25 protein-coding genes are annotated in these 22,535 nt (G+C 69.2%); 13 read left to right on the top strand and 12 right to left on the bottom strand.

The features are described 5' to 3' along the window. Positions 1-27: 27 nt before the first annotated feature. The 7 genes from sfnG (at position 28) to hemG (ending at position 7,112) form a co-directional block, all read left to right on the top strand. Entirely contained in the window at positions 28-1,134 is a 1,107-nt protein-coding gene (sfnG, locus tag ACIRON_RS16365; protein WP_402993379.1) for a dimethylsulfone monooxygenase SfnG, read from the top strand. Beyond that, on the top strand, positions 1,131-2,339 hold the full coding sequence (locus ACIRON_RS16370) for an SfnB family sulfur acquisition oxidoreductase (protein ID WP_402993381.1): 1,209 nt from the start codon (positions 1,131-1,133) through the stop codon (positions 2,337-2,339). Before sfnG ends, ACIRON_RS16370 begins: the two co-directional genes overlap by 4 nt. 40 nt (positions 2,340-2,379) lie before the next feature. Continuing rightward, a complete protein-coding gene (locus ACIRON_RS16375) occupies positions 2,380-3,528 on the top strand; it encodes an LLM class flavin-dependent oxidoreductase (protein WP_402993383.1) in 1,149 nt (382 codons plus the stop codon). Between the two features lie 9 nt (positions 3,529-3,537). Continuing rightward, positions 3,538-4,875, top strand: a complete 1,338-nt coding sequence (locus tag ACIRON_RS16380) for an MFS transporter (protein WP_402993385.1) — start codon at positions 3,538-3,540, stop codon at positions 4,873-4,875. Continuing rightward, entirely contained in the window at positions 4,872-5,369 is a 498-nt protein-coding gene (locus tag ACIRON_RS16385) for a flavin reductase family protein (protein ID WP_402993387.1), read from the top strand. Before ACIRON_RS16380 ends, ACIRON_RS16385 begins: the two co-directional genes overlap by 4 nt. Before the next feature lie 95 nt (positions 5,370-5,464). Next, on the top strand, positions 5,465-5,755 hold the full coding sequence (locus ACIRON_RS16390) for a ribosomal protein L7/L12 (protein WP_402993389.1): 291 nt from the start codon (positions 5,465-5,467) through the stop codon (positions 5,753-5,755). Between the two features lie 37 nt (positions 5,756-5,792). Further along, positions 5,793-7,112, top strand: a complete 1,320-nt coding sequence (gene hemG, locus ACIRON_RS16395; RefSeq protein ID WP_402993391.1) for a protoporphyrinogen oxidase — start codon at positions 5,793-5,795, stop codon at positions 7,110-7,112. A gap of 4 nt (positions 7,113-7,116) precedes the next feature. Here hemG and ACIRON_RS16400 read toward each other — a convergent pair whose 3' ends face one another. From ACIRON_RS16400 to ACIRON_RS16420, 5 genes are all read right to left on the bottom strand, one after another. Continuing rightward, positions 7,117-7,752, bottom strand: coding sequence for a protein TPRXL (locus ACIRON_RS16400; RefSeq protein ID WP_402993393.1), 636 nt, complete (start codon positions 7,750-7,752; stop codon positions 7,117-7,119). Continuing rightward, positions 7,745-8,386, bottom strand: coding sequence for a hypothetical protein (locus ACIRON_RS16405; protein ID WP_402993395.1), 642 nt, complete (start codon positions 8,384-8,386; stop codon positions 7,745-7,747). The genes ACIRON_RS16400 and ACIRON_RS16405 overlap by 8 nt, the downstream gene beginning before the upstream one ends. After that, a complete protein-coding gene (locus ACIRON_RS16410; RefSeq protein ID WP_402993397.1) occupies positions 8,386-9,594 on the bottom strand; it encodes a hypothetical protein in 1,209 nt (402 codons plus the stop codon). The genes ACIRON_RS16405 and ACIRON_RS16410 overlap by 1 nt, the downstream gene beginning before the upstream one ends. Before the next feature lie 16 nt (positions 9,595-9,610). After that, positions 9,611-9,907 (bottom strand): flagellar protein FlgN, encoded by a 297-nt coding sequence (locus ACIRON_RS16415; protein ID WP_402993399.1) that lies wholly within the window; start codon positions 9,905-9,907, stop codon positions 9,611-9,613. A gap of 197 nt (positions 9,908-10,104) precedes the next feature. Beyond that, on the bottom strand, positions 10,105-11,025 hold the full coding sequence (locus tag ACIRON_RS16420; protein ID WP_402993401.1) for an alpha/beta hydrolase: 921 nt from the start codon (positions 11,023-11,025) through the stop codon (positions 10,105-10,107). 58 nt (positions 11,026-11,083) lie between these two features. Here ACIRON_RS16420 and hemQ point away from each other — a divergent pair, with 58 nt between their 5' ends. From hemQ to ACIRON_RS16440, 4 genes are all read left to right on the top strand, one after another. Then, on the top strand, positions 11,084-11,803 hold the full coding sequence (hemQ, locus tag ACIRON_RS16425; RefSeq protein ID WP_402993403.1) for a hydrogen peroxide-dependent heme synthase: 720 nt from the start codon (positions 11,084-11,086) through the stop codon (positions 11,801-11,803). A gap of 162 nt (positions 11,804-11,965) precedes the next feature. Continuing rightward, positions 11,966-12,673: a hypothetical protein gene (locus ACIRON_RS16430; protein WP_402993405.1), complete on the top strand. Its 708-nt coding sequence runs from the start codon at positions 11,966-11,968 to the stop codon at positions 12,671-12,673. 9 nt (positions 12,674-12,682) lie between these two features. Beyond that, positions 12,683-13,276, top strand: coding sequence for a hypothetical protein (locus ACIRON_RS16435; protein ID WP_402993407.1), 594 nt, complete (start codon positions 12,683-12,685; stop codon positions 13,274-13,276). A gap of 83 nt (positions 13,277-13,359) precedes the next feature. Then, complete coding sequence (locus ACIRON_RS16440) at positions 13,360-14,055, top strand: hypothetical protein (protein ID WP_402993409.1); 696 nt, start codon at positions 13,360-13,362, stop codon at positions 14,053-14,055. Positions 14,056-14,072: 17 nt separating this feature from the next. Here the strand turns inward: ACIRON_RS16440 and ACIRON_RS16445 are convergent, their stop codons facing one another. Next, a complete protein-coding gene (locus ACIRON_RS16445; protein WP_402993411.1) occupies positions 14,073-15,356 on the bottom strand; it encodes a uracil-xanthine permease family protein in 1,284 nt (427 codons plus the stop codon). A gap of 103 nt (positions 15,357-15,459) precedes the next feature. Between ACIRON_RS16445 and ACIRON_RS16450 the strand changes: the two genes are divergently transcribed. Then, complete coding sequence (locus tag ACIRON_RS16450; protein WP_402993413.1) at positions 15,460-16,215, top strand: LLM class F420-dependent oxidoreductase; 756 nt, start codon at positions 15,460-15,462, stop codon at positions 16,213-16,215. Positions 16,216-16,334: 119 nt separating this feature from the next. On the opposite strand, the gene ACIRON_RS16455 is transcribed toward ACIRON_RS16450, so the two are convergent. Genes ACIRON_RS16455 through msrB form a run of 3 tightly spaced genes read right to left on the bottom strand, consistent with a single transcriptional unit; the run spans position 16,335 to position 18,346 of the window. Further along, a complete protein-coding gene (locus ACIRON_RS16455; protein ID WP_402993415.1) occupies positions 16,335-17,228 on the bottom strand; it encodes an aminotransferase class IV in 894 nt (297 codons plus the stop codon). After that, positions 17,228-17,935, bottom strand: a complete 708-nt coding sequence (locus ACIRON_RS16460) for an HAD family hydrolase (protein ID WP_402993417.1) — start codon at positions 17,933-17,935, stop codon at positions 17,228-17,230. The genes ACIRON_RS16455 and ACIRON_RS16460 overlap by 1 nt, the downstream gene beginning before the upstream one ends. Before the next feature lie 9 nt (positions 17,936-17,944). After that, positions 17,945-18,346 carry a peptide-methionine (R)-S-oxide reductase MsrB gene (gene msrB / locus ACIRON_RS16465; protein WP_091052498.1) on the bottom strand — a complete coding sequence of 134 codons (402 nt, stop codon included), beginning with the start codon at positions 18,344-18,346 and terminating at the stop codon, positions 17,945-17,947. A 98-nt stretch (positions 18,347-18,444) separates the two neighbouring features. Between msrB and ACIRON_RS16470 the strand changes: the two genes are divergently transcribed. Next, positions 18,445-18,885 carry a cysteine dioxygenase gene (locus tag ACIRON_RS16470; RefSeq protein ID WP_402993420.1) on the top strand — a complete coding sequence of 147 codons (441 nt, stop codon included), beginning with the start codon at positions 18,445-18,447 and terminating at the stop codon, positions 18,883-18,885. Between the two features lie 5 nt (positions 18,886-18,890). On the opposite strand, the gene ACIRON_RS16475 is transcribed toward ACIRON_RS16470, so the two are convergent. The 3 genes from ACIRON_RS16475 to ACIRON_RS16485 form a co-directional block, all read right to left on the bottom strand. Continuing rightward, positions 18,891-20,186, bottom strand: coding sequence for a GNAT family N-acetyltransferase (locus ACIRON_RS16475; RefSeq protein WP_402993422.1), 1,296 nt, complete (start codon positions 20,184-20,186; stop codon positions 18,891-18,893). A gap of 40 nt (positions 20,187-20,226) precedes the next feature. After that, entirely contained in the window at positions 20,227-21,105 is an 879-nt protein-coding gene (locus ACIRON_RS16480; RefSeq protein WP_402993424.1) for a DUF4349 domain-containing protein, read from the bottom strand. Positions 21,106-21,214: 109 nt separating this feature from the next. Then, positions 21,215-22,480, bottom strand: coding sequence for a hypothetical protein (locus ACIRON_RS16485; RefSeq protein WP_402993426.1), 1,266 nt, complete (start codon positions 22,478-22,480; stop codon positions 21,215-21,217). Positions 22,481-22,535: the final 55 nt, after the last annotated feature.

Consider the following 22,535-nt stretch of genomic DNA (forward strand, 5'->3'; position numbering starts at 1 on the left):
TAGACATTCCGATCCAAGGAGACCAGCATGACTTCACCGGCAACCGAGCCCCTGAAGTTCGCCTACTGGGTGCCCAACGTCAGTGGCGGCCTGGTGGTGAGCAAGATCGAGCAGCGCACCGACTGGAGCTACGACTACAACAAGAAGCTCGCGCAGCTGGCCGAGAACAACGGCTTCGAGTACGCCCTGTCCCAGGTGCGCTACATGGCCTCCTACGGCGCGGCCTACCAGCACGAGTCCACCTCGTTCTCCCTCGCACTGCTGCTGGCGACCGAGCGGCTCAAGGTGATCGCCGCGGTTCACCCTGGGCTCTGGCAGCCCGGCGTGCTCGCCAAGTTCCTGGCCACCGCGGACCACCTCTCCGGCGGCCGCGCGGCCGTCAACGTGGTCAGCGGCTGGTTCAAGGACGAGTTCACCCAGCTGGGCGAGCCGTGGCTCGAGCACGGCGAGCGCTACCGCCGCTCGGAGGAGTTCATCCGATACCTGCGTGAGATCTGGACCTCCGACTCCGCCGAGCTGAACGGCGACTTCTACCGGCTGCACGGCTTCGACCTGAAGCCGAAGCCGCTGGCCGGCGAGGGCCGGCCGCACCCGGAGATCTTCCAGGGCGGCAACTCCTCCGACGCCAAGGCGATGGCCGGCCGTGTCTCGGACTGGTACTTCGCCAACGGCAACACCCCCGAGGGCCTCGCCGCGCAGATCGCCGACGTCAACGCGGTCGCCGAGCCGCTCGGTCGTCGGGTCAGGTTCGGGATCAACGGCTTCATCGTCGCCCGCGACACCGAGAAGGAGGCGCGCGACACCCTCAGGGAGATCATCGACAAGGCCGACCGTGAGGCCGTCGAGGGCTTCGGCTCCGCGGTCAAGCAGGCCGGGCAGTCCACCGGCGACAAGACCGGGATGTGGCAGGACTCCAGCTTCGAGGACCTGGTGCAGTACAACGACGGGTTCCGGACCGGGCTGATCGGCACGCCCGAGCAGGTCGCCGAGCGGATCCTCGAGCTCAAGCGGGCCGGCGCCGACCTGATCCTCGGCGGTTTCCTGCACTACCTCGAGGACGTGGAATACTTCGGCCAGCGCGTCCTCCCGATCGTGCGCGAGCTCGAGGCGCAGCAGCTGGAGCCCGTGGCTTGAGCGCGACGGAGATCGCCCGGCTCGATGCCGAGACCGCACCGCTGGTGGCACGGCGGCTGGCCGACGAGCTCGCGCTCGGTGACGGTGGGCGCGACCGGGTCAGGGCGCTGCCCCACGACCAGGTCAAGGCGTACGCCGCCGCCGGGCTCGGTGCGCTCACCGTCCCGCTCGAGTTCGGCGGTCCGGCGCTCCCGGCCACGACGGTGGCGGAGGTGTTCCGGCTGGTCTCGTGGGGTGATCCCAACGTCGGCCAGGTCCCGCACAGCCACTTCGTCTTCCTCAACCAGCTCCGCCTGAACGGCACCCGCGAGCAGCAGCAGCGGATCTACAGCGAGGTGCGGGCCGGGGCCCTGGTCGCCAACGCGCAGTCGGAGTTCGGGACCAAGCACGTGCGGGACATCCGCACGACCCTCACGCCTGCCCGGCAGGAGGGGGAGTGGCTGCTGAACGGCGAGAAGTTCTACTGCACCGGCTCGCTCTTCGCCGACTATCTCGCCGTGCTCGCGCGGCGTGACGTCGACGGGCCGCTGCAGGTGGCGTGGGTCCGTACGGAGACTCCCGGCGTCGAGATCGTCGACGACTGGGACGCCGTGGGGCAGCGTACGACCGGTTCCGGAACAGTTCGCCTCACAAACGTTCCCGTAGCAGACGATTGGGTGACGCCGTTCGCGGTCACCTTCGAGGTGCCGACGACCTACGGCGCCTTCGCCCAGCTGCTGCACGCGGCCATCGACGCCGGGATCGCCCGTCGGGCTCTGGACGAGGCCTCCGAGTTCGTACGCACCAAGTCCCGCCCCTACGCCGACGCCGTCGTGTTCGCCGGCGTCGAGACGGCCGCGCAGGACCCGCTGGTCGTCCACGCCTTCGGTGAGATGGAGCTGGCCGTACGCGGCGCCGAGGCGCTCCTCGCCGAGGCGGGCCGACGCGTCGACGAGGCCGACGCGGACCTCACCGCCGAGTCGGCCGCGGAGGCGAGCCTGGCGGTGGCGGCCGCTCGCGCGTCGACCGCGAAGGTGTCGGTCGACGTCACCAGCCGGCTGCTCGAGGTCTCCGGCGCCCGGTCGGCTCTGACGTCCACCAACCTCGACCGCCACTGGCGCAACGCACGCACCCACACCCTCCACGACCCGGCGGCCTGGAAGGTCCAGCACCTCGGGCGCTGGGCCGTCGACCGCACCCCGCCGCCGCGGCACGGGCAGATCTGACCTCCCCGCATCCCCCACACATCCCACTCGAAAGGCAGCGATGAGCACCCTCAAGTTCCACTGGTTCCTCCCGACCAACGGCGGCGACGGCCGTCATGTGATCGGCGGCGGTCACGGCGTCAGCGCGCTGGCGGCGGGCCGTCCGGCGACGGTGCCCTATCTCGGCCAGATCGCGCGCAGCGCCGAGCAGCTCGGCTTCGAGGCGGCGCTGACGCCGACCGGCGCGTGGTGCGAGGACGCGTGGGTGACGACCGCGATGCTCAGCTCCCTCTCGGAACGGCTGAAGTTCCTGGTCGCCTTCCGGCCCGACTCGGTCTCGCCCTACCTGGCCGCGCAGATGGCCGGCACCTTCCAGAACCTGTCCGGCCAGCGGCTGCTCCTCAACGTCGTCACCGGCGGTGAGGACCACGAGCAGCGGATGTACGGCGACTTCCTGGCCAAGGACGAGCGGTACGAGCGGTGCGGCGAGTTCCTGCACATCGTCCGCCGGCTCTGGGCGGGGGAGACGGTGACCTTCAACGGGAAGCATCTCTCGGTCGAGAACGCGCGCCTGGAGCAGCGGCCCACGCCGGTCCCGGACGTCTACTTCGGCGGCTCCTCGCCGGCCGCGCTGGAGGTCGCCGCCGAGCATGCCGACGTCTACCTGACCTGGGGCGAGCCGCCTGCCGCGGTGGCGGAGAAGATCGAACGAGTGAAGAAGCTGGCTGCCGACCGCGGGCGCGAGCTCCGCTTCGGGATCCGGCTGCACTCGATCGCCCGCGAGACGTCGTCGGCCGCCTGGGCGGAGGCCGACCGGCTGCTGGAGAACATCTCCGACGAGGACATCGAGCGCGTCCAGGCGGGGCTCTCCCGCAGCGCCTCGGAGGGTCAGCGACGGATGCTGGAGCTCAACCAGGGCTCGCGTGACGGGCTCGAGATCCACCCCAACCTGTGGGCGGGCGTCGGGCTGGTCCGCGGTGGTGCCGGGACAGCGCTGGTCGGGTCCTACACCGAGATCGCGGACCTGATCGAGGCCTACCACTCGGTGGGGATCACCGAGTTCGTGCTCTCCGGCTATCCGCATCTGGAGGAGTCCTACTGGTTCGGCGAGGGCGTCCTGCCCGAGCTCGCCCGCCGGGGCCTGTGGTCCCACCCCGCCCCTGTCGCCGGCCGAGGGGCGGCGGTGCCCTTCGGCGCCGCGGCCCAGTAGGGGATCCGGATGACCACCGCTGCTGCCAACCCGAAGCGGGTCGCGCTCGCGGCCTCGGTCGGCGCCACCATCGAGTGGTACGACTTCTTCCTCTACGGCACCGCCGCCGGCCTCGTCTTCGACAAGCTCTACTTCAACGGGCTCAGCGGCACCGCCGCGACCTTCGCCTCCTTCGGCACCTTCGCCGTCGGGTTCCTGGCCCGCCCTGTCGGCGGCCTGATCTTCGGGCACTTCGGCGACCGGATCGGCCGCAAGACCATGCTGATCTGGACGCTCGTGATCATGGGGGTGGGCACCTCGCTGGTCGGGCTGCTCCCGACGTACGACTCCATCGGGGTGCTCGCCCCGATCGCGCTCGTGGTGCTCCGGGTCCTGCAGGGGATCGGCGTCGGCGGTGAGTACGGCGGCGCGGTGCTGCTGGCCACCGAGTACGCCCCGGCCGGGCGCCGCGGGCTCTACGGCAGCTTCGCGCACATCGGCGTCCCGGGCGGGCTGGTGCTCGCCTCAGGCGCGTTCGCGATCGCCTCGCAGCTGCCCGACGCGGCGTTCCTGGCGTGGGGCTGGCGGGTCTGCTTCCTGATCTCGATCGTGCTGCTCGCCATCGGCGCCTGGATCCGGCTCTCGATCATGGAGACGCCTTCGTTCCAGGAGGTGCAGGCCGAGAAGAAGGTCTCCAAGCTGCCGGTCGCCGAGCTCTTCCGGCGTCAGCCGCGCACGCTGCTGCTCGGGATGGGGACCCGGTTCGTGGAGGGGTTCACCTACAACCTCTACTCGGTCTTCCTGCTCTCCTACGCGGTGTCGGACGCCGGGCTGAGCCGCTCGGTGGTGCTCAACGCGATCATGGCTGGTGCGCTGCTGGGTGTGGTCATGACCGTCGTCTCCGGAGCGCTGAGCGACCGGTTCGGACGGCGGCCGGTCTACACGGTCGGGGCCGTGCTGGGGCTGGTGATCGCCTTCCCGGTCGCGGCCGCGGTGCAGTCCGGCGCGGTGGTGCCGTCGGTGGCTGCCTTCGTCGGTGGGCTGGGCCTGGTCTACGGCACCGTGTACGGGCCGCTGGCGGCGTTCTGGAGCGAGCTGTTCGACACCCGCTACCGCTTCTCCGCGCTCAACGCGCTCTACCAGATCTCGGGAGTGGTGGCCTCCGGGCTGACGCCGCTGATCGCGGCCGCCCTGGTGGCGCTCTCCGACGACCGCTCGCTGTGGTGGGTGGCCGGCTACAACGTCGTGGTCGCCGTGACCAGTCTGACCTGCATGTGGCTGTTGCCGGAGACCCGTGGCGAGAGGCTGCGGGACACGGCGGTGGACGAGGCGCGGGCAGTGCCCGCGAGCTCGGTGGTGGCGCGATGACGAATCCGCTGCGTACGAATCAGGATCTCGACCCGGCCGCGCTCCGGCAGGCCTTCGGGGTCTTCCCCAGCGGGGTGGTGGCGGTCGCCGCGGTCGTCGACGGCCGCCCCGTCGGACTGGCCGCGTCGTCGTTCACCTCGGTGTCCCTGGACCCGCCGCTGGTCTCCTTCTCCGTGGCCCGGACCTCGAAGACGTGGCCCGACCTGCGGCGCTCCTCGCACCTGGGCGTCACCGTCCTCGCCGAGCACCACGGCGAGGTCTGCCGCCAGCTCGCCGGCCCGGTCGACTCCCGCTTCGACGGATTGGTCGTCAGCTCATCCCACGAGGGGGCGCTGACGTTGGACGAGGGCCTGGCCCAGTTCGACTGCACCGTCTACCGCGAGGTCGAGGCCGGCGACCACATCGTCGTACTCCTCCAGCTCCACGCCGCCGACCACGGCGCCGGCCAACCCCTGGTCTTCCACCGCTCCAACTTCGGCCGGCTCGCCGGTTGACCCACCCCCGCCGAGGCGTCACGTACGTCGGCCGAGACGGCACTCCGGTGCCGACTCGGCCGACGGGGCTGACGCCTCGGCACTAGAGTCCGGGTGTGGATACCTTCGGAGCCATCGCTCTCTTCGGTCTGATCCTGCTCTACTTCGTGATCGAGTCGTCGGCGACCAAGACGCGGACGGACCTCACCCGCCGGCTGAACCGGCTCGAGGACAAGGTCGATCTGCTCCTGAAGCACGCGGGGGTGGAGGAGCCGCCGCTGCCGCGTCAGGACGAGGTCCTCGCGCTGGTGCGCGAGGGCAAGAAGATCGAGGCGATCAAGGTCTACCGGGAGGCGACCGGCGTCGGGCTGGCCGAGGCCAAGCGCGCGGTGGAGCAGCTCACCTGACGTACGCCGGTGCGATGGCCGATGCGACACTGGTCTCGTGCGTGTCATCGTCGTCGGAGCAGGGATCGCCGGGCTGACCGCGGCCCGCGATCTGTCCCTGAAGGGGCACCGGGTCACGGTGCTGGAGGCCTCGGACCGGGTCGGAGGAAAGATCCGCGGGGAGTCGGTGGCCGGGCAGGTCGTCGACGTCGGGGCCGAGGCGATGCTCAACCGCCGGCCCGAGGGCGTCGCGCTGGCCAAGGAGATCGGCCTCGACGTCGTGCACCCCACCGACGCGAAGTCCTCGATCTGGTCGCGTGGCGCGCTGCGGCCGATCCCGCGCTCGATCATGGGCGTACCTCTCGACCTGGCTCAGCTCGAGTCGGCCGGTCTCCTCTCCGAGGAGACCCTGGAGGTCGTACGCCGCGAGCCCACGCTCCCACCTGCGAAGACGGACGAGGACATCTCGGTCGGTGACTTCATCGCCTCCCGGTTCGGGGACGAGACGGCCGATCGGCTGGCGGACCCGCTGCTGGCCGGGGTCTACGCCGGGCACGCCCGTCGGATATCGGTGAAGGCCGCCGCCCCGCAGCTGTTCATGCTCGCCGAGAAGGGGTCGCTGCTCGAGGCCGCCGCGGCGCTGCCGAGCTCGGACGTCCCGGTCTTCGCCGGGATCGACGGCGGGATGTCGCGGTTGCCCGAGACCCTCGCCGAGGGACTGGACATCCGGCTCGACACCCCGGTCGACGCGGTCACCCGCACTCCGCAGGGCTTCTTGGTCGAGCACAGTCCGATCGAGACCGGTGGTGAGGTCGAGGCGGCCGACGCCGTCGTGGTCGCGACCCCCGCTCCGGTCGCCGCCAGGCTGCTCCGCTCGACCGCCCCGTCGGTCGCACGCGAGCTGTCCGGGATCGAGACCGCGAGCGTCGCGGTGGTGACCTTCGCCTTCCCCGACCTTCCCGCCGAGCTGCACAACAAGTCCGGATTCCTGGTCCCGCCGGTCGAGGAGTGCGCGATCAAGGCCTCCACCTTCTCCTTCGCCAAGTGGGCCTGGGTGGGGGAGCGCGGCACCTACCTGCGTACCTCCATCGGACGCCACGGCGAGCCGCCCTCGGACGACGACGACCGGCTGGTCGCCGACTCCCTGGCTGCCCTGGCCGAGATCGCCGGGATCACCGTGACGCCGACCGACGTGCACGTCCAGCGCTGGACCGACGCGCTCCCGCAGTATCCGGTCGGCCACCTCGACCGGGTCGCCCGGATCCGGCAAGGACTCCGCGGCGTCCCCGGACTCGCCCTCGCCGGGGCCTCCTACGACGGCGTCGGGATCCCGGCCACGATCGCCTCGGCGCACCGCGCCGCCGCGGACATCGGCTGAAACCTCAGGCCGGCACCCACCGCAGCGTCGAGACACAGACGTCGAGAGCCAGCTTCCAGGCCAGGAACTTCTCGTCGGTCGCCGTCATCTCCATCGGCCTGGCCAGGGTCGCGGTGAGCTGAAGCCCTCGGCGCCGTCTCGAGCCGGGGATCGGGGTCATATAGACGATCGACGTCACGACCATGGGTTCGTCGCCCTCGGCGGTTCGGGTCGACTCGTGCTCGTAGCGGATGAACCGCTTGTCGCCGAAGAGTGGCTTGGCGCCGTGGTCACGGATCATCCCGGCGACGTGGGTGTCGAGAGTCCCACCGCCCTGGGCGCTGAAGGTCGTCGCGACGATCGCGGCGGGAATGATGGCGAGACTGTCGGTCTGGGCGGTGGCGGCGAAGTAGGCCTTGACCTGTTGCTGCTTCATGAGCGTGTACGCCTGATCGAGCTGCGCACGCATGGAGGCATGCAGCTCGGGCCGGTTGATGTTCATGAAGCGCTTCTTCAGCGCCGCGTCCATCGCGGCCCGGTCGGCCTCACCCGGGGTGTGTCGTTCCCAGCCGGGGAGGAGCTTCAGCTCGAACTCCGGCTCCTTGGTGCCGCCGAGCAGCTCGCGTAGCGAGGACTGCGGGGCGGATGCTGTCTCAGACAAGGGATGAGTCCTCCCAGACGTCGAACGGGTCGCTCGGCATGCCGGGGACCGGCTCTGCCGTGAACGGGGTGCCATCGGGGCGTACGACCTCGAGCTCGGCGAGGAAGAGCGGCATGTCCGCGATGGTGAGACCGAAGATCGCGGGTGCGCCTGCCTCGACCACGACCATCACGCTGAGCTCCTGCGTCGAGAAGACGAAGATGCCGGTGAGGAACTCGATGGTCTCACCGTCGATCTCTCCGGTCTTGGACGCGAGACATCTCAGTCCGGGACCGAGAGCGGCGCCGGCGTACTCATCGACGTCGAAGCCCTGCTGCCGCCACTCCTCGGGCGAGGTCGGCTCGCCGCCCCCGAGCACGACCCGTACCCGGCTGACGACGGGCGCGGGCAGTGGCCAGTGGAGCATCGAGGCCAGCGTCCCGGGGTGGAGGTCGTCGGCGAGATGGTGGGCGAGCAGGGCACGCGCGTCGGGGTCGACCTCGTCGGTCCACTCGCCGTCCCAGGTGTCGCGGAGCGAGGCGAGTACGTCCTCGACCCACCTCTTCGCACTCGCGGCGTCGAGCTCGCCCGCATCGGGGACCCAGATCCAGCGCTCCGACGGCTGGGCGATCTCAGCTTGCCATGTCTCCGGCATCATGCCTCCGAGGGCTGTGCGCTCTGCTGGTCATTGATACGCCGCTCGTTCAGCCCCTGGCTCGTCGAGGTGGTGCCGTACCACTCGCCTGCCCACTTCCCCAGGCCGCTGAGCCCGTCGAAGCCGGCCCCGATCTTCTGGCCCCAGGTCCCGGTGCGTATCCCCCCGTAGATGGCCATCCCGGTAGCGATGTCGGAGCCGCTCATGATGCCCACGGGAATGTCCTTGGGGGGCTTGAACGGGTTGGCCATCCAAGCAGCCCTGGTGCGGGGCACCTCCTTGAAGCCGGTGGAGATGGAGAGCGCGGTCTTGAACTTGGCGCCGAACGTGACATTCACGGGAGGCGGGTTCAGAGGTGCCGCTCGTTTCAGAACAAAGTTTCCGTACCCTCGTCCGGCGGCACCCGCAGTCTTGCCGCTGGAGGCGGCACCCTTCCCCAGTTGGCCCCAGGCCTTGCCGATCTGACCGAGCTTTCCGAAGGGGAGAATCGCGACCACCGCCAAGAGCACATCCGTGACCGAGGCCTTGCCGGCTGACGCCTGGACGATCTTCCCGATCAGCACCAAGGCTCCGAGGGCGAATCCGATGACGGCGACGATGCCACCGAGGAAGAGTCCGGCGATCATGAAGACCATGGCGATGACCTCGAGGATCTTGATGAGGAAACCGAAGATCTCCCAGAAGCCGTCCTTGATGCTGCCGGCCATCTCGTTGCCGATGCCGTTGACCGCGAGGTCATAGGCGTCTTCCCAGGTGTCGTACTCGGCATCCCAGCTCTCCGCGTCGTCCTGCCATTCGTCGTACGCGGCCTTCTTGGCCTGACCCTCGTCATCGTCTGCTTCGCGGTCTCCCGGAAGCCCCTCATAGGTGGTCCACTTGTCCGTGCAGGACTCGACCAACGGCCCCATCTTGGCTTGCTGTTCCCCGAGACTCGTGCCGTACGCAGCGATCAGCGGACCCACGGGCGTGTAGAGCTCGCTGGCCTCCCGCAACGTCTCGTAGGAGGACCCGATCTTGTCCTGGAGCTCGGCGACGGCCTTGCCCTGCATCTGGCCCTCGGCCAGCTCGCCGGTGGCGACCTGCTCGAGGACGTTGGCCGCCTCGGACATCTGCTCACCGAGCTCTTCGATCTTGTTCCCGCGCGCGACGATCACCGCCGAGTCGCCGGTGAGAGGTTGGATCTCCCGACCCTTGGGTGACTGATCCATGACTCACTCCATCCGTCTATTTCTGCTGGAACAGGAGAGCCGTCTCGCTGTCCCAGTTCTGGAATCCCTCGACAACGCCTTTGATGTGGTCTCGCACGTCGGAGAGCTCGTCCTTGAGATCGTTCCGCTTCATGTCCCAGCGCTGTTCGAAGTCGTCGGCCTGGCCGCGCAGCTCGCCGCGGCGGAACGGGTTCCCGATGGCGCCTTCGAGGGCGTTGGAGTTGCCGACCGCGTGGTCGAACTCGTCGATGATCGAGTCAAGCTTCTTGACCGTCTGATCAAGGGTCTCGATCTTGATGGAGACGTCTGCCATGTCACCACGCCTTTCCGGTGTGCACAGGGCTCGCCGAGGAGACGCGAAAGCGCTCTCAGCCGCAGGCGAATGGGGGGATCGAGGTGACGTACAACCCGAGACAACCTGGCGACGGACACCCGAGTGGAACGTTACAACACGGCCCAACGCGGAGGGTTAACAAACTCCCAATCGAACATAGAAAACTGCTGATGATCTCACCGCAGGAATGCGACGATCCCGGCGAGAGCCTCACGTGCGACCGGGGCGACCCCGGGGAGCGACATGAACCCGTGGAACGCGGTGTCGTAGTCCACGAGCGAGACCGGTGTCCCGGCGGCACGGAGGACCTCGGCGTACCGGGTGCCGTGGTCGCGGATCGGGTCGTGCAGCGCGGTGATGATGTGGGCCGGCGGCAGGTCGGCGTGGGACGCGGCACGCAGGGGTGAGGCCTGCCAGGACTCGTCCCCGTAGCGATCGCCCATGTAGAGGTGGCCGAAGGTGCTCATCTGCGTCGAGGTGAGCACCGGACCGTTGGCGTTGGCCGCCTCGGAGGGGAACTTCTCGTACATCTCCACAGCCGGGTAGATCAGCACCTGAGCCCGCACCGCCGGTCCGCCCGCATCACGAGCCATCAAGGACACCACCGCAGCCAGGTTGCCGCCGGCGCTGTCGCCCATCACCGCGATCCGAGTCGGGTCCCCACCCAGGTCGGCGGCGTTCTTCGAGACCCATTCCAACGCGGCCCAGGCGTCCTCGACGGCAGCCGGGAACGGATGCTCCGGCGCCAGCCGGTAGGACGGGGCGATCACGATCGACCCGGTCTCCGCGGCCACGTGCGAGGAGACCCACGCGCTCTGCTCCGGGGTCCCCAGACACCAGCCGCCGCCGTGGTAGTTGATGACGACCGGCGCGGCCTCGCCGACGCCATGAGGGGTGTAGATCGCGAAACGGCGGCCGTCGACGTACGTCTCCTTGATCTCGACGTCCGCAGGACGGCCGAAGAGGAACGCGCTGACCGGCCCGGTGCGGAGCCCCTCGCGCTGGGCGCGCAGGGCGATCATCTCCTCGGCGATCAGCGGCGTCTTGACCAGGCGCTCCTGGAGGAAGGCGAAGATGCGGGTACGCAGCGGCAGCATGGCGCTCACGATAGAGCCCGAGAGGGCGCGGTGACCGGCGGTAGCGCAAAATAGGGGCATGACCGACCCCCAGGCCGACATCAAGTCCAACGCAGCCAAGATCAACGAGCTCAACGACACCATCCGCTACACGATGTGGTCGGTCTTCTCCCTCGAGGAGACCCTCGGCGACGCCGACCGCAAGGCCGAGGCGGTCGAGGTCGAGGAGCTCTTCGCCGCCTTCGCCGGCGAGGACATCGTGGTGCGTGGCACATACGACGTCGCCGGCCTGCGCGCCGACGCCGATGTGATGTTCTGGCTGCACGCGGACTCCTCCGACAAGCTCCAGTCGGCCTACCACCGCCTGCGCCGCACCGCCTTCGGCGGCCGGCTCGTCCCGGTCTGGTCGCAGATGGCGTTGCACCGCCCCGCCGAGTTCAACCGGAGCCACCTGCCGGCGTTCCTCGCCGACGAGCGCACCCACGACTACGTCGCGGTCTACCCGTTCATCCGCTCCTACGAGTGGTATCTCCTCGATGACAAGGAGCGCCGCCGCCTCCTCGCCGAGCACGGCCAGATGGCGCGCGACTACCCCGACGTGCGGGCCAACACCGTTCCGTCCTTCGCCCTCGGTGACTACGAGTGGATGCTGGCCTTCGAGGCCGACGACCTCTCCCGCATCGTCGACCTGATGCGCCACCTCCGCGGCTCCGAGACCCGTCGTCACGTACGCGAGGAGGTGCCGTTCTACACCGGCGCCCGCGTCGAGATCGGCGATCTCCTGGACCGCCTCCCCTGAGGCGTTCCTGATCGGCCGGATCGTCTCGGAAATTCCCTGTCCGGCCACGGTGAGTCTCCACTAATCTCATCCGTCGCGGTGGCTCCTGCTCGGGTTCGTGTGCCGATCCCGTCATGGGCTTCTGACATGTCCGCATGACGATGGGAGGGCTGAGACGTGGGGATGACCATCCCTGGGGAGCTGGATTTCGTACTCGACCTGCTCGGCTACGAGTGGCCGAACGTCGACGAGGACGCGGTCCGCGATGCCGCGCAGCTGCTGCGCGGTCTGGAGTCGGACCTTCGTGGCACCCTCGACGACCTGGAGGCGCGGGTCAACGAGCTCGGTGACGGTGCCAAGGCCCAGTCGGTGAATGCGCTGATCAGAGCCTGGACCGACAACCGTACGGCCAACATGGACGCGGTGCTCGACGCGCTGCCCGAGGTCGCGACCGGGATCGACATCCTTGCTGACGCGATCGTCGCGCTGAAGATGAAGGTGATCGCCGAGCTGACGATCACGGCGGCACAGATCGCGGCAGCCGCGGCGACCGCTGTGGTCACCGGAGGCCTCAGCGTGATCGGCAACGCGGCGCTCATCGCCGCTCGGAAGAAGGCGCTCGACATCGCCACCGACATCGCGATGGAAGAGGTGCTCGGCCAGGTCGCCAGCATGGTGATCGAGCCGCTGACCGGAACGATCACCGAGCTCGCCATGTCGATCGCCGAGGCTCCGATCGTGAGCGACGGAGAGGCGACCGCGGCGACCAAGCTCAGCTACGACCTGATGGAGCAGATCGCCACCGCGCTCTCCGACTGCGGCGCCGACCAGTACGACCTGTGCACGACGTTCGCCGCCGACGTGTCCGCCCTCCCCCTCTTCGCCTCTTAGGAGACAGCTATGGCCAAGCAGATCGGCGATGTCGCCAAGGAGGCCTTCGACAAGGCGGGGGAGGTCCTCACCGAGGTCGGGGACTCGCTCAAGAAGAACGCCGACGACGTGGCCGACGACATCCGGAAGCAGGCGGACGCTCGACGTGACCTGGACGGCAGGCTGGGCCCCGGCGAATGGAAGCCCGTCAATCGGAACCACAAGTTCCTCGAGCAGAAGCTCGGCGCCGAGTTCGAGCGCCAGGTGACCGGCAAGGACGACGGGCTCGAATTCTCTCTTCGTGGATCGATGGACAACGAGGTCAAGTTCGACGGAATTCTCGACGGGAAGCTGATCGAGACCAAGCACGGCTACGGGAAGATGGTCGACTCGTGGGGATATCCCAACGGTGCCAAGGAAAAGGACTGGCTGGATCAAGCCCTACGACAGGTGGACGCGGCAGGCGATACGCCAGTCGAGTGGGTCTTCTCCAACAAAGAGGCCATGGAAGCGGCGCGGACCCTCTTCGAGGACTTCGACCTGCCTATTTCGGTGCGGCACCAGGAGTTCGTCAACCCGCCCAGTGAATGGGACGGCTGGAATTCGCCGAAGAGCAATGGATAGGCCTCATTTCGCCACGATGGCGAGCAGGCGGAGTTCGAAGATGCCGGCCGATACGAAGAGGGAGCGGTGATACGGTCATGAGCGTGGATGAAGAGCTGATCGCGCGAGGATTCTGGGGCCCACGCCAGGAGACCCCGGAGCGGGTTGCAGAGGAACTGAGTGCCTTCATCGCAGGCCTGGACAAGGTCTTGGGCGAGAAGATCTCGTGGTCCTCGCCCACGATGCCGGGAAAGCCCCTCGAAGAGGGGGATAACGTCCTGAAGGCGATCTCCGACGCGTTTCGCGAGAATACGGACGCTCCGAATCTTGGCATCAGCCAGGCTTATCGAGGACGCGGGAATCGCGCCATGGTGGCTATCACCTTGATAGTCGGCGGATATACCGAGTCCGCAAAGGTGCGCAACAGCATCGTGGTGAAGTGGCGTGGTGCCGATATCGCGCAATTCGCCGGCCCGGTCCTTCGTCAGCTCGCCTCTGCGTGGGACCCGGACTGGGCAGCGGTCACCTCGAGGTCGCTCAACGAAGCTCTCGCCGAGGTGCAGCCTGTCGGAAAGCCGGGGCCGAAGCTCGGCTATCTGAACTACCTCTCGCAAGGGAGGGCGAAGGCCCTTCCCGGTGGCATGGACAAGCACCTCGACGAGCTCGACAACGGTGGCGTCGTCATCGGGTCGGGCGAAGGCGACGGGTTCCTGTCAGTGGAGAAGGTCACCGAGTTCGCCAAGGTGCTCCGGCTCAGCGCCGCCTTCTCGCCGACGCCCACCGATCGCAGCAAGCTCTGAGCCGGCTCTGAGCCGGCTCAGCGGCCTCGCAGGCGCGCCAGGGCGCTCATCCCGTGGTAGATCACGACCGCGGCGATGGTGCCCAGCGCGATGCCGGTGAAGGTGAGGTCGCCGAAGGTCAGGGTGAGGTTGCCGATGCCGATGACCAGGGCGACGGCGGCGGTGAACTGGTTGACCGGGTCGGCGAAGTCGACCCGGTTGTCCATCCAGATCCGGATACCGATCAGGCCGATCAGGCCGTAGAGCGCGACGGTGATCCCGCCGAGCACGCCGGCAGGGATGGTGTTGAGCAGCGCGCCGAACTTCGGGGACAGCGAGAGCAGGATCGCCACGATGCCGGCGACCCAGTAGGCGGCGGTCGAGAAGACCCGGGTCGCGGTCATGACGCCGATGTTCTCGCCGTACGTCGTCGTCGCCGAGCCGCCGAAGCCACCGGCGATGGTGGTGGCGAGGCCGTCGGCGAACAGGGCTCGGCCGGTCTCGCGGTTGAGGGAGTCGTCGCCGGCTAGGTGGGCGACGCTGCGTACGTGGCCGACGTTCTCGGCGACGAGGACGAGCACGACCGGCAGGAACATGGGCACCACCGACCAGGACACGGTCGGTGTGGAGAAGTCGGGGAGCCCGAACCAGGCGGCCTCCTTGAACGCCGAGGTGTCGATCTGACCGGCGATCAGCGCGGCGATGTAGCCCACGACGACGCCGACCAGGATGGAGAGCCGGGCGATCAGCCCGCGGAAGGCGACCGCGACGACCAGCACGGTGGCCAGGGTGATCGCGGCGACCAGGACGGCGCCGTTGTCGGGCTTGGCCGGCTCACCGCCGACGACGTTGTTGGTCGCGGCCGAGGCCAGGTTGAGACCGATCAGCGCGACGATCGCACCGGTCACCACCGGCGGCATCAGCGCCTCGATCCAGCCGGTGCCGGTGACCATCACGATCACGCCGACCAGCGCCAGCAGCGCACCGGTGACCATGATCCCGAAGAGCGCCGGACCCATCCCGCCGCCACCCATCGCGGCGCCGATCGGCGCGATGAAGGCGAACGAGGAGCCGAGGTAGCTGGGCAGCCGGTTGCGGGTGATCAGCAGGAACAGCAGCGTCCCGATGCCTGAGAAGAACAGGGTCGTGGTCGGCGGGAAGCCGGTCAGCAGGGGGACCAAGAACGTGGCGCCGAACATCGCGACCACGTGCTGGCCGCCGAAGCCAATCGTCCGGGGCCAGCTCAACCGCTCGCCGGGCTTGACGATCGCGCCCTCGCGTACGTTCTTGCCGTCATCGTGCAGATCCCAACCGAGTCGCATCTCGCACCCTCTTCAGCTCTCGTACGGCGCGCTTCGCCGCCTGCCGAACGATAGGGCCGATTCGCGCGAGGACGGAAGCCGGAGGCTCCGTAGGGTTGGGCACATGACGATCCGCATCGGAGTCCAGATCCAGCCCCAGCACGCCGACTACGCCCAGATCCGCGACGCCGCCCGCCGCGCGGAGGAGATCGGCGTCGACATCCTCTTCAACTGGGATCACTTCTACCCGCTCTACGGCGAGCCCGACGGCAAGCACTTCGAGGCCTGGACCATGCTCGCGGCCTGGGCCGAGCAGACCACGCGCGCCGAGATCGGCTGCCTGGTGACCTGCAACTCCTACCGCAACCCCGAGCTGCTCGCCGACATGGCCCGCACGGTCGACCACATCTCCGGTGGCCGGCTGGTGTTCGGGATCGGGTCGGGGTGGTTCGAGCGGGACTACACCGAGTACGGCTACGACTTCGGCACCGCCGGCTCCCGCCTCGACGCGCTCGGTGAGGCGCTGCCGCGCATCGAGAAGCGGTGGTCCGAGCTCAACCCGGCGCCCGTCCGGAAGATCCCGGTCATGATCGGTGGCGGCGGGGAGAAGAAGACCCTGAAGTACGTCGCGAAGCACGCCGACATCTGGCACTCCTTCTCCGACGTCCCGACCCTCGAGCGCAAGCGCGGCATCCTCGCCGAGCACTGCGCCGACGTCGGCCGGGATGTCTCCGAGATCGAGATCTCGGTCGAGGTCCGCGACCTCGAGTCCGCCCAGGCGTTCGCCGACGCCGGGGCGTCGCTGTTCACCGTCGGCGTGAACGGCCCCGACTACGACCTCTCGTTCCTGGAGAAGCTCGTCGCCTGGCGCGACGCCTGAGCGGGGACTTCATCAAGGCGGTGTCCTGAGCCTGTCGAAGGGTATGCAGGGAAAGGCGCACATCCCTCGCGGACCTCCGCACGGGATGTGCGCCTTCGGCTGCATACCTTGCCGAAGGATCAGCCGACGACGACCGTCCCCGTTGTCGCCTGCAGGTCCGCGTACGCCTTGGCGAGCTGCTGCGTTACCGGCCCGCGCTCGATCGGCCGGCCGTCGAGGGAGACCACCGGGGTGAGCCCGCCCATGGTGCCGGTGACGAAGGCCTCGTCGGCCGTGTGGGCGTCGGTGAGCGAGAAGTCACCGACGTCCATCGGCAGGCCGAGGTCGGCGGCGAGGTCGAGGACGGTGGCGCGGGTGATCCCCTCGGGGCAGGCGCGGGTCGTCGAGGTGCGCAGCACCCCGTCGCGTACGTGGAAGAAGTGGGTGGCGTTGGTCTCGGCGATGAAGCCGGCATCGTCCAGCATCAGTGCGTCGTCGGCGCCTGCGTTGTTGGCCTCGACCTTGGCCAGGATCGAGGGGATCAGGTTGTTGTGGTGGATCTTCGGGTCGAGCATGTCGGCGCGCGGACGGCGCTGGGCCGCGGTGATCAGCGTGATCCCGGAGTCGTCGTAGACCGGCGACTTGAACTCGGCCAGCACGATCAGGGTCGGACCCGACTGGTTGAGCCGCGGGTCCATGCCGGAGGTGACCTTCACCCCGCGCGAGAGCGTGAGCCGGATGTGGACGTCGTCGCGCATCCCGTTGGCGGCCAGGCATTCCCGGATCGCCTCGGTCATGAACGCGTCCGACGGGATGTGCGAGAAGGCGAGAGCCCGCGCCGAGCGCCGCAACCGCTGGAGGTGCTCGTCGAGCTTGAAGATGCGCCCCTGGGTGAGCCGCAGGCCCTCCCAGACGCCGTCGCCACCCTGGGCGAGCGAGTCGAACGGGGAGATCCGCGCTTCCAGGCGATGGGTGAGGTCGCCGTTGATCCAGACCTGGAGGTGGTCGTTGCGGGGGTCGTATGTCTGCAGCATCAGTTAACTTTCATGACATAGGGGGCGAGGCGATCGTAGTAGGGCAGGCAGCGCTCCAGAAGCGGCGCCAGGCGCGCGGGCAGCGGGTCGGCGGCGCCGGGGGAGGAGGCGGCGAACCCGGTCGAGGCCCACACCCCGGAATACCAGTGCGGGGCCCAGACGCCGTCGGAGTCCCGGCGACCGGCCGGCCAGGACAGCATCGCCTCGTCGAACCCGATCCCCAGCGCCTCGCACAGCCCGACGAGAGCCGCTCGCGGCGAGGCCAGGATCGAGGCGGCGTCGACCACCGGCCCGCCGAACTCCTCGAAGAGCGCCACCTGCTGCGGCAGCCCGAGGTCCTCCAGCGTCGGCTCCTCGCGCACCTTGGCGTACGAGGTCAGCACCCGCTCCGGGTCCCGGACCAGGAACGCGTGGGAGAGCCCGGCGAAGGCGCTGTGGTCCATCTCCGGGAGCAGGTGATGGGTCATGTGCTTCTGGTACTGCACCGCCGACTCGACCGGCCCGGACGTGATCTCACGAGCCACCACCCGCCAGTCGTTCGGCTGGGAGGCGAGCACGTCCTCGCGCCCGGGATGGTCGAGACCGGTGGCCGAGAGGTAGGCGGCGTACAGCGGCTCGTCGACGACCGTGCAGTCGGGCCGGTTCTCGAACGAGCGCATCAGCGCCGTGGAGAGGTTCCTGGGGCCTGACCACATCGCGATGCGCATGGCCGCAGGCTACTGGTCCGCGGGCTCCAGCGAGATGGAGATCGAGTTGATGCAGAACCGGTCGCCGGTCGGGGTGCCGTAGCCGTCGGGGAAGACGTGGCCGAGGTGGGAGCCGCAGTTGGCGCAGCGGACCTCGACCCGGTCCATCCCGTGCGACTTGTCCTCGATGTACTCGATCGTCTCCGAGATCGGCTGGTAGAACGACGGCCAGCCGCAGCCGGAGTGGAACTTGGTGTCGGACTCGAACAGCTTGGCCTTGCAGGCCTTGCAGGAGTAGACGCCCTTGGTCTCGGTGTCGGTGTATTCACCCGTGAACGCCCGCTCGGTGCCCGCCTGGCGCAGCACCGCGTACTCCTCGGGCGACAGCTCTGCGCGCCACTCCTCGTCGGACTTCTCCACGTTGTAACCCATGGCTCAAATGGTACGTCTGGGGTGGGAGCACGACGCCATTGGCCAAAGTCGAGTCATCTACTATACTTAAACCCACGACGCTTCTGGAGGAGGCCACCTTGACCGCCCTTGCCATACGGCCCCTGCTGGACGCCATCCGCACCTACGCCGACGACGACCTGCTCGCGCGGGTGCAGGTGCCCGAGACCGGGCGCGAGTTCCACCTGCTCCACCGCGACGACGAGGTCGAGGTCTGGCTGATCGCCTGGTCCCCGGGCGCCAGCACCGGCTTCCACGACCACGGCACCGCGACCACCGCCTTCACCGTGCTCACCGGCAGCCTGGTCGAGCACAACTGGCTCGGCGGTCTGCAGATCGCCGACGTCGGCCCCGGCGACGCCCGGGCGCACGACGCCGGCCATGTCCATGACGTACGCAACGTCGGCTCGCGACCGGCGATCAGCCTGCACGCGTACGCACCGAGGTTGGACGCGATGCACCACTATCACTTTCGCGGCGACCGGATCAGCCTGATCGGCGCCGAGCCCGGACGTCCCTGAGCCGGTCAGAATCCGGTGATGCAGTAGGGCAGCGGGCCGCCGTCGGCCATCGCCGCCCAGGTCTCGATCGCCTCGGGCGAGCCCGTGATCCGGCCGGCGGCGGCCAGGGTGCGTACGTCGACACCGCCGAGATACAGGGCGCCGAGGGTGTCGGCGGCCAGCTCCACGGTCGGCGCGGCATCGGTCGGGGTGACCTCCGCGACGCCGTCCCGCACCACGACGCGCCAGGCACCGGCGGCGTGTCCGAGCGGGTCGTCGACGCCGAGGACGACCTCTCCGGTGGCGTACCAGGGTCGTGCCTGCAGGGCGGCCGGCACATCGAGCACGCGCATCCACAGCATGTCGTCGAGCTCGGCGCTCTTGACCGCGAACGGCTCGGCGAGCGCCCAGTAGAGCGGGTCGTGCACCGGAGCCCGGCGCCAGCCGACCCGCTCGACGAGGTCGATGTCGGCGAGGAACCGCCACAGCCGCAGGTAGGCGGCCGGGGTCAGTGCCACCAGATCGACCACCCGCGCCATCCGCAGCCCGGAGTCGTTGCGCTCGTCGGCGGTCTTGTAGATCGCATAGCCGTCGGGAGTGCCGGAGGCGTCCACGTGCAGCACGGCCCGCTGCTTGGACTCGCCCTTCGAGTCGCCGTCGAAGTCGTAGGCGCTGGAGAGCCACGGCTCGTAGAAGTGCGGCCGGGTGACCGATCCGCGGGTGCGCTCCTGGAAGGTGCCGTAGATCTCGGCGACCGTCTTCCAGGCATCGGCCGGCTCGACCAGCGTCACCCAACCGTCGTCGGCGGGAACCTCGGGGCGATAGCGGAACTTCGCGGTGACGTCCACCTCGATATGGCGCAGATGGGTGGCCGTGCCGAACCCGAAGCGGCCGTAGATCGACCCCTCGGAGACGGTCAGCGCCGCCAGCGGCAGACCCGCGGCGACCGCGTCGGCGAGGGAGACCGTCATCAGCTTGCGCAGCAGCCCTTGGCGCCGGTGGGTCGGGGAGACGGTCACGTCGCTGATCAGCAGCGTCGGGAGGCTGACCCCGCCGCCCACGTTGACCGGCGAGGTCCAGGACGAGAACGTCGCGACCGGGATCGTGGCCGAGGCGAACTCCGAGCTCTCCGTCCACGCCCCCAGCACGTTCACCGAGTCGTTGCGGATGTGGTCGCGCCAGACCTGGACCCCGTCGTCGTTGCCTCGGGACTGGTGGAAGCCACGCCGGGTCGCTTCGTACCACCCCTTCAACATGGCCTCGTCCCCGTCCAACGGGTCGAGGCTGCGGAAGACGAGGCCGGGGTGCTCGAGCGCGCTCATGGTCAGAACGTACGCCGCCGAGCACCCCGATCTCGACTGGTTATTCCTCCGCGGGGCCGGTGGCCGGCACCGGTCCGGCCATGGGCCCGGCCGCCTGCCGCCGGCGCCGGGAGAGGAGCCAGAGTGACGCCAGGACGAGCAGGATGACCGGCGTCCACGGGATGACGGCGCCGAGGGCGACCGCGAGGACGCGGGCCGAGTCGCCCAGGGCGTCCCAGCCGGCGCTCAGTCCGGCCAGGAAGCCGGGGTCGTCCTCGGAGGAGCCGCCGGGGCCGGAACGGTCGATGCTGACCGTGATGGTCGACAGCGAGGTCTGGTTCTCGAGGGCCGCCTGCTGGGCGAGCAGCGAGTTGAGGTCGGCCTCGCGTCGGGCGAGCTCGGACTCGATCGCGATGACATCCCCGATCGCCTCCGCGCGGGAGAGGAGCGTACGGATCCGCTCGATGCTCGTCCGGGCGTTCTTCACCCGCACCTCGGTGTCGACGACCTCGGTGGTGACGTCGGTGGAGGTGGTGGTGGAGTCGACTAGGGTGGCGGTGTCCTCGAGGTCGGCCATCGCGTCGTCGAACGACTTCGACGGGATCCGCAGGACCATCCGGGCATGGCTGGGACCGTCGTCGTCGCTGTCGCTGGTCTCCTGCTCGGTGACCTGACCGGCGTACCTGTCGGAGATCTGCTGCACCTGCGTACGCGTCTTCCCGACGTCCTTCGCGCTGAGCGCGACCGAGCCGGTGGAGATGATCGAGGCCTTCACGACGGCCTGCCTGGGGGCCGCCGCGTCGGCCGCCTCCGGTGCTGCTGCCTTTCCTGCTGACGTGTCTGCCAATGACTCGACGGAGCCTGAGTCGGAGTCGACCGAGGACTGGTTCGTCCCGCCGGACCCTCCGCACGCGCCGAGGGCGAAGATGCTGACGATCACAAGGGCCGCACCCGAGATAGGCCTGACCTTTGCTGTTTTCATGCCACTAGTACGCCCGGGGGCATGGAAACGGTGCGGGAGACGGCAAGTTTCTTCCAGCCGTCTCGGATCACCTCGTCGCCGCGGCCGCCACCAGGGCGAGGGCCTGGGCCACGATGTCGGCCCGCATGTCGGCCAGCGGCTCGCCGGTGTCGTCCCCGTCAAGGACCGGCACGTGGATGTGGCCCTGCTTGGTGTCGGTCTCGAGGGCGTCGCGCAGAGCGGTGGTGCGGTAGGCCGACTCGTTGGACAGGTAGTCACCGCCGCCACCGGCGACCGCGGTGGAGCCCGACGTCGGGTCCTCCCGGGTGACCGGCGTGGTCGACCCTGCCGGGATCTCGGTGATGACGCGGTTGATGTTCACCGGGAAGGTGCCGGGTACGGTCGCCTTCATCGCCTCGACCGGCAGCGTGGTCCGGGTCCACTGCGGCTGCGGGGCGGCGTGGGGCACGTCCTCGGGGATCGGGATGGTCTCGTTGACGCTGACCCGGTCGTTGTCGGGGAAGGTGCCGCGATGGGCGCCGTTCCAGACCTCCAGGTCGAACCGGCCGGCGCGGCCCTGGCTGATGGTGATGGCGGTGTCCACGTCGCGCCTGCCGGGGACCAGATGCGGTAGGAAGGCACGCTCGACGATGCCCTGCTCGAACGGCTCCCACAGCACCGGGAACACCACGGTCTGGATCTCGACGGGCCCCTTCGCCGTCTGCACCACGCGTCCGTCCATCGCCAGCGCCGTCGCCCCGGACGGGTTCGACTGGCGGATGTTGCGATCGAGGGTGAACGGGTCGAAGCCGGAGGCCAGCACCTGCCGCGACCGGCCACGCTCGCCGCCCCTGAAGGCGGTCGAGTCGATCCCGCGCGAGCTCCGGTCGAAGGCCGCCAGCACCTTCGCCCGGGCGTCCTCGGACCAGGTCCGGTACCCAGGGGCGACCCGCGCGATCTCCAGCTCGGCAGCGAGCCGGGACCAGTAGAGCGGCCTGTCGTCACTGCGCGGCAGGTCGCCACCGGCGTCGCCGCGGCCCTGCACCCGGTCGACCGCGCGCTGCCACAGCGCCTGGCCCGCACTCCGGGCCGCAGCGGTGGCGGCTCGGCTGCTGCCCGCGTCGCAGACGGAGGTCCGCACCGCGCCGGCGACGTCGTCGAACCCGGAACGGGCCAGGAGGTCGGCCACCGCCGGGTCGGCGAGTCGGGTGTGCTCCACCCGGGTCGTGGGCGAGGCGACCGTCCCGCATCGTGGGTCGGCGCTCGCGGTCGCGGGTGCGCCGGTGAGGCCGAGGGTGATGGCGGCGGTCAGGGCCGCCGTGGCGGCGGTCAGTGCCGTGGTTCGAGTCGACATGTGGGGGTCCTCCGAGATCGTGGCGGTCGCCGTACGTTGGAGCGGATCATGCCGG

This window comes from Nocardioides sp. NPDC101246, from assembly GCF_044767415.1.
Classification (GTDB): domain Bacteria; phylum Actinomycetota; class Actinomycetes; order Propionibacteriales; family Nocardioidaceae; genus Nocardioides.

Excerpts from the sequence above, each read along its gene's own strand:
- ACIRON_RS16455 (WP_402993415.1), bottom strand. The coding sequence starts at position 17,228 with ATGCTGCAGACATACGACCCCCGCAACGACCACCTCCAGGTCTGGATC.
- msrB (WP_091052498.1), bottom strand. The coding sequence starts at position 18,346 with ATGGGTTACAACGTGGAGAAGTCCGACGAGGAGTGGCGCGCAGAGCTG.
- ACIRON_RS16380 (WP_402993385.1), top strand. The coding sequence starts at position 3,538 with ATGACCACCGCTGCTGCCAACCCGAAGCGGGTCGCGCTCGCGGCCTCG.
- sfnG (WP_402993379.1), top strand. The coding sequence starts at position 28 with ATGACTTCACCGGCAACCGAGCCCCTGAAGTTCGCCTACTGGGTGCCC.
- ACIRON_RS16450 (WP_402993413.1), top strand. The coding sequence starts at position 15,460 with ATGACGATCCGCATCGGAGTCCAGATCCAGCCCCAGCACGCCGACTAC.
- ACIRON_RS16385 (WP_402993387.1), top strand. The coding sequence starts at position 4,872 with ATGACGAATCCGCTGCGTACGAATCAGGATCTCGACCCGGCCGCGCTC.
- ACIRON_RS16445 (WP_402993411.1), bottom strand. The coding sequence starts at position 15,356 with ATGCGACTCGGTTGGGATCTGCACGATGACGGCAAGAACGTACGCGAG.
- ACIRON_RS16375 (WP_402993383.1), top strand. The coding sequence starts at position 2,380 with ATGAGCACCCTCAAGTTCCACTGGTTCCTCCCGACCAACGGCGGCGAC.
- ACIRON_RS16415 (WP_402993399.1), bottom strand. The coding sequence starts at position 9,907 with ATGGCAGACGTCTCCATCAAGATCGAGACCCTTGATCAGACGGTCAAG.
- ACIRON_RS16475 (WP_402993422.1), bottom strand. The coding sequence starts at position 20,186 with ATGAGCGCGCTCGAGCACCCCGGCCTCGTCTTCCGCAGCCTCGACCCG.
- ACIRON_RS16405 (WP_402993395.1), bottom strand. The coding sequence starts at position 8,386 with ATGCCGGAGACATGGCAAGCTGAGATCGCCCAGCCGTCGGAGCGCTGG.
- ACIRON_RS16430 (WP_402993405.1), top strand. The coding sequence starts at position 11,966 with ATGACCATCCCTGGGGAGCTGGATTTCGTACTCGACCTGCTCGGCTAC.
- ACIRON_RS16485 (WP_402993426.1), bottom strand. The coding sequence starts at position 22,480 with ATGTCGACTCGAACCACGGCACTGACCGCCGCCACGGCGGCCCTGACC.
- hemQ (WP_402993403.1), top strand. The coding sequence starts at position 11,084 with ATGACCGACCCCCAGGCCGACATCAAGTCCAACGCAGCCAAGATCAAC.
- ACIRON_RS16460 (WP_402993417.1), bottom strand. The coding sequence starts at position 17,935 with ATGCGCATCGCGATGTGGTCAGGCCCCAGGAACCTCTCCACGGCGCTG.
- ACIRON_RS16435 (WP_402993407.1), top strand. The coding sequence starts at position 12,683 with ATGGCCAAGCAGATCGGCGATGTCGCCAAGGAGGCCTTCGACAAGGCG.
- ACIRON_RS16410 (WP_402993397.1), bottom strand. The coding sequence starts at position 9,594 with ATGGATCAGTCACCCAAGGGTCGGGAGATCCAACCTCTCACCGGCGAC.
- ACIRON_RS16420 (WP_402993401.1), bottom strand. The coding sequence starts at position 11,025 with ATGCTGCCGCTGCGTACCCGCATCTTCGCCTTCCTCCAGGAGCGCCTG.